Source organism: Tahibacter amnicola (assembly GCF_025398735.1).
In the GTDB taxonomy this organism is placed as follows: domain Bacteria; phylum Pseudomonadota; class Gammaproteobacteria; order Xanthomonadales; family Rhodanobacteraceae; genus Tahibacter; species Tahibacter amnicola.
On record NZ_CP104694.1, the window covers coordinates 2369109 to 2383198 of the forward strand.

The window sequence follows — 14090 nt, forward strand, 5'->3', positions numbered from 1 at the left end:
GATTCCGTCGTCCATGAAGAAATCCGTTGGCATCATCGGCGCGCGCGGTCACACCGGCGCCGAACTGATTTCCCTGATCGCAGGACATCCGGGCCTGGAGCTGGCCTTTGTCTCGTCACGTGAGCTGGATGGCCAGCGCGTCAGCGATCACAATGCCCACTACCGTGGCGATCTGCGCTACACCAATCTAGACCCCGCTCAGACTGCCGCCCATGACGCGGACGCTGTCGTCCTGGCCCTGCCCAACGGCAAGGCTGCTCCCTACGTCGAGGCGATGGGCGAATCCTCGACCATCCTGCTCGACCTGTCGGCCGACTACCGCTTCGATCGCAGCTGGTACTACGGGCTTCCCGAGCTGTACCGTTCCGCCTGGCAGGACCAGCGGCGCATCAGCAATCCCGGCTGTTATGCCACGGCCATGCAGCTGGCGATCGCGCCCATCAAGGATCTCCTGGCCGGCCCGCCGACCTGCTTTGGTGTTTCCGGCTATTCGGGCGCCGGAACGACGCCGTCCGACAAGAACGATCCGCAGAAATTGCGCGACAACCTGATGCCGTATTCGCTGGTCGGCCACGTGCATGAGCGGGAGGTCAGCGAACATCTGGGCCTGCCCGTGGAATTCATGCCGCACGTAGCGCCGCACTTTCGCGGCATCACCATGACCGTCAACCTGTGGCTGCAGACACCGCAGACCTTGCCGGCAGTCACTGGCCGGTATCGCGAGCGCTATTCGGCCGAGCCGCTCGTCCGCGTCGTGGACGAGGCGCCCTGGGTCAGCCGGATCGCCGGCGACCACGGCTGCGAGATCGGCGGATTCGCGCTGGCGCCGGGCGGAAAGCGTCTGGTGGTCGTCGCCACGATCGACAACCTGCTCAAGGGGGCCGCAACGCAGGCCCTGCAGAATCTCAACCGTGCCCTTGGCTTTGACGAGCTGACGGCAATTCCCGTGACCGCATCGAAGGCGGAGCCCTGACATGTCCGAACTGCTGTGGCAGAAATCCGGTGTCGAAGTCGACAAGCGCATCATGCAATTCCTCGCCGGTGACGACGTGCTGCTCGACCGCGAATTTTTCCTGCACGACATCCAGGCGAGTCAGGCCCATGTGGAGGGGCTCGCCCGCATCGGGTTGATCACGGCGGAGGAATCGGCGCAGCTGGTACGTGAACTGGCGGAACTGGGCGAGGATTTTCATTCCGGCCGCTTTATCCTGGACGACAGCTACGAAGACGGTCACTCGGCCATCGAGGCACGTCTTATTGCGCGACTGGGGGATATCGGACGCAAGGTGCACACCGGGCGCAGCCGCAATGACCAGATCCTGGTCGCGTCGCGTCTGTGGCTGAAGGAGAAGCTGGCCGAGCTGGTGACGCTATGCCGTGGCGTCGCGCGCGTTTGCCTGGATCGGGCCGCGCGCGACGACCTGCCGATGCCCGGCTACACGCACCTGCAGCGGGCGGTGGTGTCGTCCACGGGAATGTGGTTCGCCGGCTTTGCCGAGGCGTTCATCGATAACGCCCGGCGCGCGGCCGACACCTTGGCCCTGGTCGACTGCAATCCGCTCGGTACTGCGGCAGGCTATGGCGTCAACCTGCCGCTGGACCGGGATTTCACGACGCAGCGCCTGGCCTTCGGCCGCCTCCAGCTGTCGCCGATCTACGCGCAGTTGTCGCGCGGAAAGTTCGAGCTGGCGGCGCTCGACGCCCTGGCGGGCGCCTTGCTCGATCTGCGTCGTCTGGCGTGGGACCTTAGCCTGTTCACCACCGCCGAGTACCGGTTCGTGCAGCTGCCTGCCGCGTACACCACGGGCTCGTCGATCATGCCAAACAAGCGCAATCCGGACGTCGTCGAGCTGATGCGGGCGAGCTATTCCGCCGTGGCGGCCGCACGCTGCGAAGTGGAACAGTTGCTTTCGCTGCCGTCGGGTTACCAGCGCGATCTGCAGTTTTCCAAGGGCTCCATCGTGCATGGATTCACGCGTGGGCTTGGTGCTCTGGCGCTTTTGCCGAATCTGTTGCGTGAGCTGGGCTGGGATGCCGCCGCCATGCGCGCGGCGATCGAGAGCAGCATGTATGCCACCGACGTGGCGATTGAGCAGGCCGCCGCCGGCGTGCCGTTCCGCGAAGCCTACCGGCGTGCGGCGGATACGGCGAACGAAGCGGGGCAGGGGCGTACACCGGAAGCCAGCCTTGCGGCCCGCGTGTCCCCCGGCGGCGCTGCTGACCTGCGTCTGGCGGAGCTTGAACGGCGCTGGCAGGCCGGGGAGATCAGCGATGCGTCCCGCGCATAGTCCGCACGGACTTCCTCCTTGGCGCCGCGCCGTGCTGAAGGTCGGCAGCAGCCTGCTGGCGGCGGACGGCGCCGGCCTGAGCACGCGCTACGCTCTTGGTATCGCCGAGTTCATCGCTGCGGCGCACCGCGCCGGTCGCGAAATCGTGCTGGTGTCCTCCGGTGCCGTGGCGGCGGGGCGTGCCCTGGTCCGTTCGCAGCCGGAGACAGCCCACGGTCTTGCCGCGCGGCAGGCGCTGGCGGCGATCGGTCAGACCAGCGTGGTGGCGCTGTGGCAGCGCTTCTTCGATCGACCGGTTGCCCAGGTGCTGCTGACCCATGACGACCTGCGTAACCGCCGCCGCTACTTGAACGCCCGCGCGACGCTGCGCGAACTGCTCGGCCTGGGTGCGCTGCCTGTCGTCAATGAAAATGACACGGTCGCTGTCGATGAGCTCAAGCTGGGTGACAACGACAATCTCGCCGCGATCGTCGCTGCACTGGTCGATGCGGACGTGTTGATGATTGCCACGGATATCGACGGCCTGTTCACGGCCAATCCACGCACGCACAGCGATGCCGTTCCTGTCGAGGACGTGCCGGTTATCACGCCTGCCGTCATCGCGATGGCCGGTGGCGCCGGCAGCACCGTCGGAACCGGTGGGATGGCCACCAAGGTCGAAGCGGCGGGCAAGGCTGCAGCCGCCGGCATTCCGACGCTGCTCTTCAATGGCACCCGGGCGGATGTTCTGCGCGATCTCTCTGTCGACCGCCTCTGCGGCACCCGCTTTCGCGCCGAAGGCGGGCGACTGCACGCGCGCAAGTACTGGCTGCGCCACACACCGGGCAACGGCGGGCGCATTTGCGTCGACGCCGGCGCGGTGCGCGCCCTGCATGGCGCGGGCGCGTCGCTGTTGCCCAGCGGCGTGGTGGCCGTCGATGGCGATTTCGCGCGCGGTGACGTGGCGGACATCGTCGATGCAGAGGGTCGCACCATCGCACGTGGCCTGTGCCAGTACGGCGCCGTGGAGATCCGCCGCGTGGCCGGCCGCAAGTCGCGCGAGATTGAAGCCCTGCTGGGCTATAGCTACGGCGAAACCATTGTGCATCGCGACGATCTGGTCGTCCTGGAAGGAGCAGTGTCCGCATGACTGACTCGATCCGTACCTTGGCCTTGGCCTGCCGCGACGCCGCCGCGACCGTGGCAGCGCTGGATGCGGCGCGCAAAGCGGCGGTGCTCGTGGCGATGGCCGAGGCGATCGAACACGATGCCGATGCCATCCTGTCTGCCAACGCGCTCGACATGGCTGCAGCGCGGCAGAAGGCGCTCTCTTCGGCGATGCTGGATCGGCTCGCTCTGGATCCGGCGCGTGTTCGTGCCATGGCTGACGCACTGCGCCATGTGGCCGGATTGCCGGATCCGGTGGGGAGCGTGACGCGTCGGGAAACCCGGCCCAATGGCCTCACGATCGAACGCGTCCGCGTGCCACTCGGTGTGGTGGCAATGATCTATGAGGCCAGGCCGAATGTCACCGCTGACGCGGCGGGTCTCTGCCTGAAGGCCGGCAATGGCGTGATCCTTCGCGGCGGTTCGGAAGCCCTGCATTCCAACCGCGCCATCGCGGCCGCGCTGGGGCGCGCGCTGGAGATTAGCGGTATTTCACCGCACGCGATCACCCTGGTGGAGGATACGCGCCGCGAGGTCATGGTCGAACTCCTGCAGTTGACGGACATTGTGGATCTTGCCATTCCGCGCGGTGGCGAAGGGCTGATCCGGTTTGTCGCCGAGCACGCGCGCGTGCCGGTGATCAAGCACTACAAGGGTGTCTGCCATCTTTTCGTCGACAAGGACGCGGACCTGGCGTTGGCGCTGGCACTCCTGGTGGATGGGAAGACCACGCGCCCGGCGGTCTGCAACGCGCTGGAGACACTGCTGGTCCATCGCGCGTGTGCGGGGCAGTTCCTTCCAGCCGCGGTGCAAGCTCTCAGGGCCCGCGGGGTCGAGTTGCGCCTGTGCGAACGCGGCATCGCCATTGCCGGTGATCATACGCTGGCGACCGATGACGACTACGCGGCCGAATTTCTCGACCTGGTGCTGGCGGTGAAGGTGGTCGACGGTATCGACCAGGCTATCCACCACATCCGGCGATTCGGCTCGGATCACACCGAAGTCATCGCTACGCGCGATGCGCAACGCGCGGATCATTTCGTACGCAGCCTGCGCTCGGCGGTGGTGATGGTGAATGCGTCGTCGCGCTTTTCCGATGGCGGCGAGCTCGGCCTGGGCGCCGAGATTGGTATCTCCACCACCCGATTGCACGCCTATGGTCCGATGGGAGCGGAATCGCTCACCATCGAGCGCTTTGTCGTGCGCGGCAACGGCCAGGTTCGCCACGCTCCCACCTGAACCAGCTGCGTATATGCCATCAGTTGGGTCAATTTCGAGCCGATCTGGCGCAACCAAAGTGCTTCGGCCGACATCCTAACGGACACTGACACGTACCGCCCGATGAGGAGCGGAACCCGGTCAGCCAATCCAATTCGTCGGAGCGCTGCCATGTGGTCTTTCGCGGAAATTTCTGATCGTGCCCGTCACACCTTCTGGGTTCGTGCCTTGATCGCTGTGGTCGGCGGCGCCGTGCTGGCGCCCTCATTTGCCGATGCGGCCGAGCGCCAGGCCCTGGTGCTGGCCGATGCCCAGCCGACGGTGGTCAGTGAGGCGCTCGGAAAGGGCTACCGCGAGCGCGGGTTTGCCGTGCAGGCGATGCAGCCCGATGCATCCGGCGACGTGGTCGCCTACGCCGAAAGCGTGGCCAGGAAGGCGCGCGAAATGATGGCGGCGGGTGTGGAAGCCGCCGACATCACCATCGTGGCATCCGGCGACGCCACCAGTGCCGCTGTCCTGGCGTCGGCGATTCTCGGTCGTCTCGACATGAACTACGTGCTGGTCGGCGGCTGCGATCCGCAGCTGCAGGCGAACTACCGCTATCGTCCATCTGGTCGCATGCTCTCGCTCGTGGAGCCTGGCAGCAGTCGTTCCTGCCGTCCGGAGTGGAGCAACGCACCGCGTGTGTCACAGCGGCGCGAGCTTGACCTGGCGACGACCGGCTTCGCCGCGCCCGGTGCACCGACGCTCGATGCGATGGTGCAATGGTCGCAGGGCGAGTACCTCGCCGCGCGCACCGACCTGATAGTAGCCAACACCCGTTGACGACGCGGTCATGGTGCGGACGCAAGGGTCGGCGTCCGCACCGTGCCTTCGGGCTGCGCCTGAAACAGCATCCTGACGTCGCAACGGCCGCCATGAATCGAACGCGCCGGTGCACGCCACCGGCGCGTTTTCGCGTATCCGCTGCGGCGGCGCGCCGCTTGCGATCCTCCCATAGGCGATGGACACTGCCGGACGTTCCCCCAGGAGGCAGTGGCGATGAATACCGCACCCGCGCCCGCGGCAGCATCTTCCGGCGATGCACTGCGCCACGACCAGAGCGTGGCGAAAGGTCTGTTCTTCGGTGAGATTGTCGAAGAAAACCTCTTTCCCTATCCCGCACTGCGCGAGCGCGACCGGGAAATGCTCGGTGCGATGACCGATGCCATCGATGCCTTCCTGGCCGACAAGCAGGCGGAGCTCAAGCACTGGGATCGCATCGCCGAGCAGCCCGCCGAGTTCATCCAGGCGCTGCGCGACATGGGGCTGTTCGGGCTGATCATCCCCGAGGCCTTCGGTGGACTGGAGCTATCCAATGCGGCCTACGCCCGCGTGCTCTGCCAGACGAGCCAGCACGACAGTTCCGTCTCCCTGACCATTGGTGCGCACAGCTCCATCGGCATGAAGGGCGTGCTGCTGTTCGGCACCCCGGAACAGAAGGCGCAGTACCTGCCCCGGCTCGCCAGCGGCGAGATGATCGCCGCGTTCTGCCTTACTGAATCGGGCGCCGGCTCGGACGCGGCATCCGTGCGCACGCGTGCGACGCGCAACGCCGACGGCAGCTGGACCTTGAGTGGCGAGAAGATCTGGATCACCAATGGTGGAATAGCGGATTTATATACGGTGTTCGCGCGAACCGACACCCCCGAGGGCAAGATGACCGCCTTCATCGTCGAGGCGGCGTGGCCGGGGGTCAGCCATGGTCCGCACGAGGACAAGATGGGCATCCGTGCGTCCTCCACGACGACGGTGGCGTTTGCAGACGTGACGGTTCCCGCCGCCAACGTGCTGGGTGAGGTCGGCAAGGGTTTCAAGGTTGCGATGGCGATCCTCAACAATGGGCGCACGGGACTTGGCGGCGGCGCGGTTGGCGGCATGAAGGCGCTGATCCGCCTGGCCACGGCCCAGTCCAAGGAACGCAAGCAGTTCGGACGCCCGATCGCGGAATTCGGGCTGGTGCGCGAGAAAATCGCGCAGATGACCGTCGACTGTTTTGCCGCGGAAAGCGCGGTCTGGATGGTTGCGCACTACATCGACAGCGGTTGCGCCGACTATTCCGTCGAAGCAGCGATCAGCAAGATCTTCGCCAGCGAAGCCGTGCAGCGTGCGAGCTACGAGGCATTGCAGATCGCCGGCGGCAACGGCTTCATGCGCGAATATCCCTATGAGCAGATCAGCCGCGATACGCGCATCCTGTCCATCTTCGAAGGGACCAACGAAATCCTGCGACTATACGTGGGCCTTTCCGGCCTGAAGGACGTCGGCGCCACCCTGTCGAACCTGAAATCGGCGGTGGGCAACATTTTCAACGATCCCATCAAGGGCTTTGGCGTTCTGACCACCTACGCCAGCCGTCGCGTGCGCGAAACGACCGGCTACGGCACCGACAAGATCCTGCGCGAGCTGTCGCCGCCGCTGCGACGGGCCGCCGCGACGTACGAGAGGTACGTCGTCGAGCTGTCCAAAAGTTCCGATGCGCTGCTGCGCCGCTACGGAAAGTCCATTGCCGACCAGCAATACGCGCTCAAGCGGGTGGCGGACATGGCGATCGATCTCTTCGTGGGATTGTGCGTGCTGTCGCGCGCCGATTCCCTGGTTCGCGCGGCGCATGCCGACGCGGTGGCGGCCGTACAGATTGCGGAAGTGTTTACCCGGCAGGCGCGGCGACGTCTTTCGCGCAATGTGCGCGGCCTGGAGCGCAATGCCGATACGGAGATGGACGCATTGGCGGCGCGCATCCTGGAGCGCGGCGACTACGCCTGGGATGTAATCTGAGGTCAATGCATGAGAGATCCGTCGGGGCTGTTGCGTCGGGCGGGCGGGTGAATCGGAAGGAACACCGCAAAGCAGCTGCCGTGTCCCGGTTCGCTGACGACCTGGATGGTACCGCCGTGGCGTTCCACGATACTCCAGGCGACCGACAGGCCCAGCCCGGTTCCCGCACCAACCGGCCGGGTTGAGAAGAATGGCTCGAAGATCCGGCCCAGGTGTGCCGGATCGATGCCGACGCCCGTGTCGCACAGGTCCACGCGTACACGGGCGCCGTCGACGCTGGTGCGCACGGTCACGCGGCCGCGTCCGGAAATCGCCTGCAACGCGTTGACGAGAATGGCCAGGAACACCTGGTTGATCTGGAAGGGGATGGCGGTGATCAGCGGCACATCGCCGAATTCGCGCACCACCTCGACGCGGTCACGAATCGCATGTGCCAGGATGTTGAGGGTGCTTTCAAGTCCTGTCCGCACGTCCATCGCCTGCCACTCGGGCATGCCCGGGTGCACGTCGATGCGGGAGAAATCCCGCAGGTCGCGGACGATCTGTGCAATGCGCTGCAAACCGTCCTGGGATTCATCGATCAGCTTGGCCGTATCCGCCAGTACGAAGTCCATGTCCAGGTCGCGTCGCAGCGCCTGCAGATTGCGGTATTCCGGTGTATCGGCGTACTGGGCCTTTTCCAGCGTCGCGTAGGCGGCAAGCAGGGTGGACATGTTCTCGGCGTAGAGGCGCAGGCTGCCGAGGTTGGCCTGGACGTATCCGATTGGCGTATTGATTTCGTGCGCGACGCCGGCGGCCAGCTGGCCCACCGACGCCATCTTTTCCGACTGCAGCAGCTGCGTCTGCGTGCCGGCGAGTTTGCGATTGACGGTTTCCAGTTCCACGTTGCGCTGTTGCACGGCGCGTTCGGCCGACAATCGCTCGTTGATCTCCGTCAGCAGCTGGTCGTTGGCCTGGTTGAGCGCTTCCAGTGCCTCGCTCTGCCGCTGGTGGGCGACGCTCAGCTCGCGCGTGCGGTGTTCGACGTGCTCTTCCAGCAGGCGATTACGCCGGTGCAATGCGGCCACGCGCCATTGCACCCCAAGCAGTACGACGAGGACCGCGCTGAGGCCGAGCAGCAGCCGGAACCACCAGGTCTGCCACCAGGGCGGCAGTACTGTGAACTCAAAGGAACGCGACGGGCCCCAGGCGCCGGCTGGACTGATCCGCGCGGCCACTTCCAGGCGATAGTCGCCCGCTGGCAGTGCGGGATAGCGCACATCGCGGTTATCACTGACATGGGGGTCTTCTTCCAGACCATGCAGGCGCACGCGGTACTGCAAGGTACCGTCGCGCACGAAGCTGGGCGCCGCGAATCGCGCTTCGAAATGGCTCTGCGTGGCCGGAACGCGCACGGGCGCGCCGCCAGGCGTGATCGGCGAGGTGCCCAGCCGCAGTCCGACGAAAACGGGCGGTGGCGCGACGGCCACCGGCAGCTTCGCATGTGCCGACCCGTCAAAGCGGGCCAGCCCGGCGGACGTGCCGATCCAGACATCGCCGTTGGGTTCGGCCAGGAAGGCCATCGCGGCGCAGTCCTCGCCGGGCATGCCTTCGGCGATGCCGAAATGCTCGGTGCCGTAGGGGCTGACCAGGTCGATGCCTTCGCCACCGCCGAACCACAGGCGACGGTGCGCGTCCTCGCCGACGATAAAGATCTTGTCGGGAGTGTGCGTCGTATCCGAAGCGAAGTGGCGCAGCATTTTCAAGCTACCTGATTCGTAGCGCGCCTCGGCCGCGCCCACCGGATCGAAGTAGGCAAAGAGCAGGTTTCCATTGCCCAAGGCCCTGACGTAGGCCACGTGATCCCGCCGCAGCCCGTCTGCCCGCGTGAATCGGTGCCAGGTGCCCTCATGACGCACGGCCAGGCCGAACTGGCCGGCTGCCCAGAGGCGTCCCGCCGCGTCGCGGTGCAGATCGCTGATGTATTCCTTGTTGTTGCCGCCGGGAAGCGCGACCTGGCGGAACTGCGGCGTACCTGTCCGCGTGTCGGCGCTGAATAGCCCGGCGCCGTCGGTGCTGGCCCACAGGACTCCCTCGTCATCGAGCACCAGGCGGAAGATCCGCTTGGCGGGCGCTTCGGGACTCAGTGGTATTCGCTCCACGGGCCCATCCGGCGGTCGGAAGCGGATCACTTCGTTAGCCGGAATGCCCGCCATGTAGAACGTTCCATCCGGCGCTTCCAACAATGAACGGATGGCATTGGCGCGGGTATCGGTGACAGTGATCCACTGGCGACCATCGAACCGCGCCAGCCCGTGCGCCGTGCCGATCCAGAGCGTGTCGTTGCGGTCGCGCAGGATTTGCCAGACCACGTTGTCGGGCAATCCGTCGGACTTGGTATAACTTTGCACGACGCCGCGCCCGGCGATGCGCAACAGGCCCAGTGCCCCGATCCAGACCGACCCCTCGCGATCCTGCAGCACGGTGCGGGCCCAGTTGGTCGGCAACCCATGCGCTTCGTCGATGACGTTCCAGCGATCGTGATCGAAATGGGCGATGCCCTGGCCGGTCGGAATCCAGAAATCGCCATGGTTTCCCGGTGAAAAGTAGCCACTGTTGCTGAAAAGGGGAATAGGCGCTTTTTGCGGCTCGAAACGGGCGCCCGGATGGGAGAGCATCCAGATGCTGCGAGAGGTGCGGGCCCAGGTGCGGCCGGCATCGTCTTCGAACAGGCCGTCGATGCGTTCGAGCGCGTGTTCGGGTGGTGCTTCGTAGCTGATCCAGCGACCTTCTTTCCAGGCCAGGACGCGCGCCGAATTGTTCCACCATCCAGCCCATATCGTGCCGCTGCGGGCTCCCGACCATAATGCCGTCGCTTCGCCCGCCGGCCACCCGGTTGCGCGGCGGAAAGCCGTCTGCGCCACGCCGTGGGTGAGTCCCTCGGCGGTCGCAATCCACAGCCCCTCGCTGTTGGCCGCCAGATCATTCACCTGCATGCCGGTGACCCCGGGCACGTCGTTGATGGCGCTGAATCCGCTGCCGTTCCACTGCGCCAGGCCCGCATGCGTGCCGACCCACAGCAGGCCGCTGGTGTCGATCTTCAGGGCGTCCACCTGTGAGGAGGGAAGTCCCTCGCGGATGCCGTAGGCATCGAAGCGGTGGCCGTCGTAGCGATACAGCCCGTTCTCCGTGCCGACCCACAGAAAGCCAGCCGCGTCCTGCACCAGTTGCACGACACCGGGATTGGCCAACCCCTGGGAAGAACCGTAAGTGCGGAAGCTCAATCGCCCCTCGGGTGTACGCCTCGATGCCTCCGCCGTTGTCGCTGGCGCGTGCGACAGCGCCAGCAGGAAGCCAAGGGCCACAGCGCAAGCCCGCAAAGCCCGGCGAGGACGGAACCGCTCCCACTGGGGGTTCCGCTGGGACTGGCCAGTCACCGTAACCGCCTCCTGTTGCGCGGGTGGCTGCCAGCGCAGAGCGCGCACGTCCCGGCACGACGAGTGTACCCGCCGCCGGCCGGGGCGTACCACGGCGCTGCAAAGCGTCACAGATTCCGCGACGGCACCGGCCCCGTCAGGTGTAGCGGCCACGCCTGGCCGATGGCGCACCCGACCGCGGATGGCAGCAAGGTGGGCGAGCTGCTAACGGCAGGCAATCGGGTTGCCCTGCGCGTCGTAGCAGGTGCCGGAGTGGTTGACGCCGTCGCCCTTCTTCACGCTCGTCTCGCCCTGGTAGCTGTTGCCGCCGGCTCCTGTGGCGGTAGTGGTGTGGCGCGCGCCCTGGCCACTTGCGTAGGTGGAATCACCGGCATAGGTACCGCCGCTTGCCCCTTGCGCGCGCGTGGAGCGTGCGCCGGTGACGCTACCGTCGGCGTTGCGGTTGAAGCCGCCGGCCGTCGCGCCACTGCCGCCATTCGGGCCTTGCGCGGCGGCGCCGGAACGGTGCGCGACGGTGCCGTCGTCTGTGACGGTCGTGGCGCCGGCGCGTGCCGCACGGCCGCCACCGGGACCGCGTACCGCACCAGCGCTGCCGGCAACGGCGTTGCCCTGGCCGTCAGTGGCAACACCACGCGCGCCGGCTCCCGCTGCGCCGTTCGGGCCGCGTGCTGCGCCCGCGCTGCCGGCCGTGACGCCGCCGGAGCTGTTCGCCTGGGCGCCGCGCGCCTTTACGCGACCCGCAGCGTCAGCATCAGACACGCCGATCACCAACGTGGACAGCACGACGAGGGCAAGTGCGGGGAACGTTCGCATGGGAGGTGCTCCGTTGTATAAAAAGTAAAAGTGGAAAAGAGTGGCGGGTGCGGTGCACGCCGCAGATGGCCTCATGCATGCGGCATGCCTTGGTCAATGGCTGGGAAAATCGAGAAATTTCAGGTCGTTGCCGTGCACACACCGGTACGTCGCCCGGGCCGCGTCAAAGAATTGGTGCGCCGTCGACGGGCTGTCGGCGCCCGGGGCGGAGCCGGCGAGTGCTGGCATGTGAGCGCAAGGTTTGGCACAGTCCGCGCCTTATCCGTTCCGGCATCAAACTCGCAGGACGGAAGATTCATTGCCATCACGCCTGCGGAGTTCCGACGTGGACGACAATCACTATCGTGTTCCCGAGTCCCGTCTGGGCGACAGTCCGGACGAATCCGAGGCGTTCTACGTCGTTGCGCCGTACAAGTTCTGGATGCTGGCGGTTCTGACGATGGGCTTGTATGTGCCGTATTGGTTCTACCGCAACTGGGCGGCGTATCGTGATTCGGCGCGCGCCAATGTGTGGCCGGTTCCCCGGGCCTTGTTCTCGGTGTTTTTCACGCATTCGCTGTTCGCCCATATCGACAGCCGGGTGCGCCAGCAGAGCCCGGCCTTTGCCTGGTCGGCCTCGAACATGGCGTGGGCCTACGTCGTCGCTGCCATTGCGGCCAATCTCCTCGCCCGTGCGGCGGGCGAGGAGGTCAGCTTCATGATCTTGTCGCTGGTACTGACGGTCGGCATGTGCATTCCATTGTCCCGTGCGCAGGATGCAATCAACGCCGCACACGGCGATCCCGCCGGCAGCAGCAACAAGACCCTGACGGCAGCCAACTGGTTCTGGCTCGTCATTGGCGCCTTGCTCTGGTCGCTGACGCTGCTCGGAATCTTCTACCAGTTCTATCCCGCGCCGACGGAATAAGACCGCTCCCTGATCAGCCAGGTTGCCAGGGCAATGGCGTGCGCCCTGCTGCGGGCGCGTTCCCGCGCCCGCAGCATTCACCGTGACGGCCGCAGGTTCGAATGCGGGTGGTGCTCACCTGTCTTCTACGACGAACCCCGTGCGGCGGTGCGATTGCGACGGCAACGGCCGGGTTCGCCTGCCGTTGGCACCGATACTGCTCTAGGTATCCCGCCGGAACGGAATTTGAGCATCAAGTAGCGGATTCTAAAGACCTTCTTTCCGGCACTACACCGACAGCACGACGGAAAGCCGACGTCGGCGCGTCAAGGAAACGTAGACGCGACGACAAAGCGGCGTGAACCAGGCAGGCAAGGGGGATTCCCATGAACGAGAACGCTATACCGGTCAAAACCCTCGAAGGGCAGCGGGAAGTCACAGCGCGGCGCTACAACCTGCCGGCGCGGACACGGGCAGTGCTGATTTCGATCCAGGGCAGCCTCGCCGTGCACGACATCCGCGACCAGTTCCGCGGACTTGGTGATGTCGACAAAATGCTGCGTGAGCTGGAGGCGGCGGGCCTGGTGCGCATGAGTGAAGGCGCCGAGGCCGCGCGTTCAACCATGGAGAAAGTGGACCAGCTGGCAGGCCCCGGGCCCTCGCCGCTCGTACTGGCCAAGCAGTTCATGCGGACGACCGCGCTGGCCGCAGCCGGTGTTCGCGCCATGTTCTTCGTCTGGGCGCTGGACCGGCGTGAATCGCGCAGTGAACTGGAACAGCTTCTGGCACGGTTCCATCGCCTCCTGAGCAAGTCCAGGGGTGAGGCATTCGCGGGCGTCATGGTGCGGCGGGTGGACTACCTGCTGCTGCGTGCGCAGGCGCAAACGCGCAACGAACCGATCGTTCTGGGTCGCCAGCTGGCGCATTGAGGCTTCAGGCGCGACGATGACTCTCCGTCGGCGCACGATTTCACCGCATCCGGGTCGCTGATTTCGGGCCTCGCGGCCCGGGTGCGTCTTCTCCGAGCGAAAGAAAACGAGGGCCCGTTCGGGCCCTCGCGAACCTTGCGGGGCAATGCTACTGGTTGGTGCGGCCCTGGCACTTCACCAGGTCCTTGTCCGAGATCGCCCAGGTATGCGACTCAGCGCACAGCTGTACGTTGGTGATCTCGCACTGGTCGCCGTCTTCGTCGACCAGCTTCACGTCGTACGAACCGCACGGGATTTGTGTCAATGTGAAACTGTCGCCGCTGCCGACGGTGGTCTTGCCGAGCTGGTCGGTGCCCCAGTGGTTGCTTGAAGCGCGCGAGAAATACAGTTGGTCGATGGCCCAGTCGGAATTGTTCTGGAACGTCACCTGCGAATCGACCTTGCCCGATTTCGGGCCGCCATCCAGCGGCAGTTTCGCGGCGACTGCCGAACCCGCCACGGCCATCGAAGCGCCAAGGGCAAGGGTGCAGGAAATCAGCTTGCGCAACATGGGTAATCTCCTTGTAAGCGCGCGATG

The 14090-nt window shown here is 65.8% G+C and carries 11 protein-coding genes; 8 read left to right on the top strand and 3 right to left on the bottom strand.

The window, feature by feature from the left end:
* Positions 1-13: 13 nt before the first annotated feature.
* From argC to N4264_RS10110, 6 genes are all read left to right on the top strand, one after another.
* Positions 14-973 (top strand): N-acetyl-gamma-glutamyl-phosphate reductase, encoded by a 960-nt coding sequence (gene argC, locus N4264_RS10085; RefSeq protein WP_261696904.1) that lies wholly within the window; start codon positions 14-16, stop codon positions 971-973.
* A gap of 1 nt (position 974) precedes the next feature.
* Positions 975-2288, top strand: a complete 1314-nt coding sequence (locus N4264_RS10090; RefSeq protein ID WP_261696905.1) for an argininosuccinate lyase — start codon at positions 975-977, stop codon at positions 2286-2288.
* Positions 2272-3417 carry a glutamate 5-kinase gene (gene proB / locus N4264_RS10095; RefSeq protein ID WP_261696906.1) on the top strand — a complete coding sequence of 382 codons (1146 nt, stop codon included), beginning with the start codon at positions 2272-2274 and terminating at the stop codon, positions 3415-3417. The genes N4264_RS10090 and proB overlap by 17 nt, the downstream gene beginning before the upstream one ends.
* A complete protein-coding gene (locus N4264_RS10100) occupies positions 3414-4673 on the top strand; it encodes a glutamate-5-semialdehyde dehydrogenase (RefSeq protein ID WP_261696907.1) in 1260 nt (419 codons plus the stop codon). The genes proB and N4264_RS10100 overlap by 4 nt, the downstream gene beginning before the upstream one ends.
* A 150-nt stretch (positions 4674-4823) precedes the next feature.
* Complete coding sequence (locus N4264_RS10105) at positions 4824-5477, top strand: hypothetical protein (RefSeq protein WP_261696908.1); 654 nt, start codon at positions 4824-4826, stop codon at positions 5475-5477.
* A 216-nt stretch (positions 5478-5693) separates the two neighbouring features.
* Positions 5694-7469, top strand: a complete 1776-nt coding sequence (locus N4264_RS10110; RefSeq protein WP_261696909.1) for an acyl-CoA dehydrogenase family protein — start codon at positions 5694-5696, stop codon at positions 7467-7469.
* A gap of 2 nt (positions 7470-7471) precedes the next feature.
* Here the strand turns inward: N4264_RS10110 and N4264_RS10115 are convergent, their stop codons facing one another.
* Positions 7472-10732 carry a two-component regulator propeller domain-containing protein gene (locus tag N4264_RS10115; RefSeq protein ID WP_261696910.1) on the bottom strand — a complete coding sequence of 1087 codons (3261 nt, stop codon included), beginning with the start codon at positions 10730-10732 and terminating at the stop codon, positions 7472-7474.
* A gap of 357 nt (positions 10733-11089) precedes the next feature.
* Positions 11090-11698, bottom strand: a complete 609-nt coding sequence (locus N4264_RS10120; protein WP_261696911.1) for a hypothetical protein — start codon at positions 11696-11698, stop codon at positions 11090-11092.
* A gap of 325 nt (positions 11699-12023) precedes the next feature.
* Here N4264_RS10120 and N4264_RS10125 point away from each other — a divergent pair, with 325 nt between their 5' ends.
* Together N4264_RS10125 and N4264_RS10130 are read left to right on the top strand one after the other, a co-directional pair.
* Complete coding sequence (locus N4264_RS10125; protein ID WP_261696912.1) at positions 12024-12605, top strand: hypothetical protein; 582 nt, start codon at positions 12024-12026, stop codon at positions 12603-12605.
* A gap of 365 nt (positions 12606-12970) precedes the next feature.
* On the top strand, positions 12971-13513 hold the full coding sequence (locus N4264_RS10130; protein WP_261696913.1) for a hypothetical protein: 543 nt from the start codon (positions 12971-12973) through the stop codon (positions 13511-13513).
* A 148-nt stretch (positions 13514-13661) separates the two neighbouring features.
* On the opposite strand, the gene N4264_RS10135 is transcribed toward N4264_RS10130, so the two are convergent.
* Positions 13662-14063, bottom strand: a complete 402-nt coding sequence (locus N4264_RS10135; RefSeq protein WP_261696914.1) for a hypothetical protein — start codon at positions 14061-14063, stop codon at positions 13662-13664.
* Positions 14064-14090 lie beyond the last annotated feature (27 nt).

Excerpts from the sequence above, each read along its gene's own strand:
- proB (WP_261696906.1), top strand. The coding sequence starts at position 2,272 with ATGCGTCCCGCGCATAGTCCGCACGGACTTCCTCCTTGGCGCCGCGCC.
- N4264_RS10105 (WP_261696908.1), top strand. The coding sequence starts at position 4,824 with ATGTGGTCTTTCGCGGAAATTTCTGATCGTGCCCGTCACACCTTCTGG.
- argC (WP_261696904.1), top strand. The coding sequence starts at position 14 with ATGAAGAAATCCGTTGGCATCATCGGCGCGCGCGGTCACACCGGCGCC.
- N4264_RS10130 (WP_261696913.1), top strand. The coding sequence starts at position 12,971 with ATGAACGAGAACGCTATACCGGTCAAAACCCTCGAAGGGCAGCGGGAA.
- N4264_RS10135 (WP_261696914.1), bottom strand. The coding sequence starts at position 14,063 with ATGTTGCGCAAGCTGATTTCCTGCACCCTTGCCCTTGGCGCTTCGATG.
- N4264_RS10090 (WP_261696905.1), top strand. The coding sequence starts at position 975 with ATGTCCGAACTGCTGTGGCAGAAATCCGGTGTCGAAGTCGACAAGCGC.
- N4264_RS10120 (WP_261696911.1), bottom strand. The coding sequence starts at position 11,698 with ATGCGAACGTTCCCCGCACTTGCCCTCGTCGTGCTGTCCACGTTGGTG.
- N4264_RS10100 (WP_261696907.1), top strand. The coding sequence starts at position 3,414 with ATGACTGACTCGATCCGTACCTTGGCCTTGGCCTGCCGCGACGCCGCC.
- N4264_RS10110 (WP_261696909.1), top strand. The coding sequence starts at position 5,694 with ATGAATACCGCACCCGCGCCCGCGGCAGCATCTTCCGGCGATGCACTG.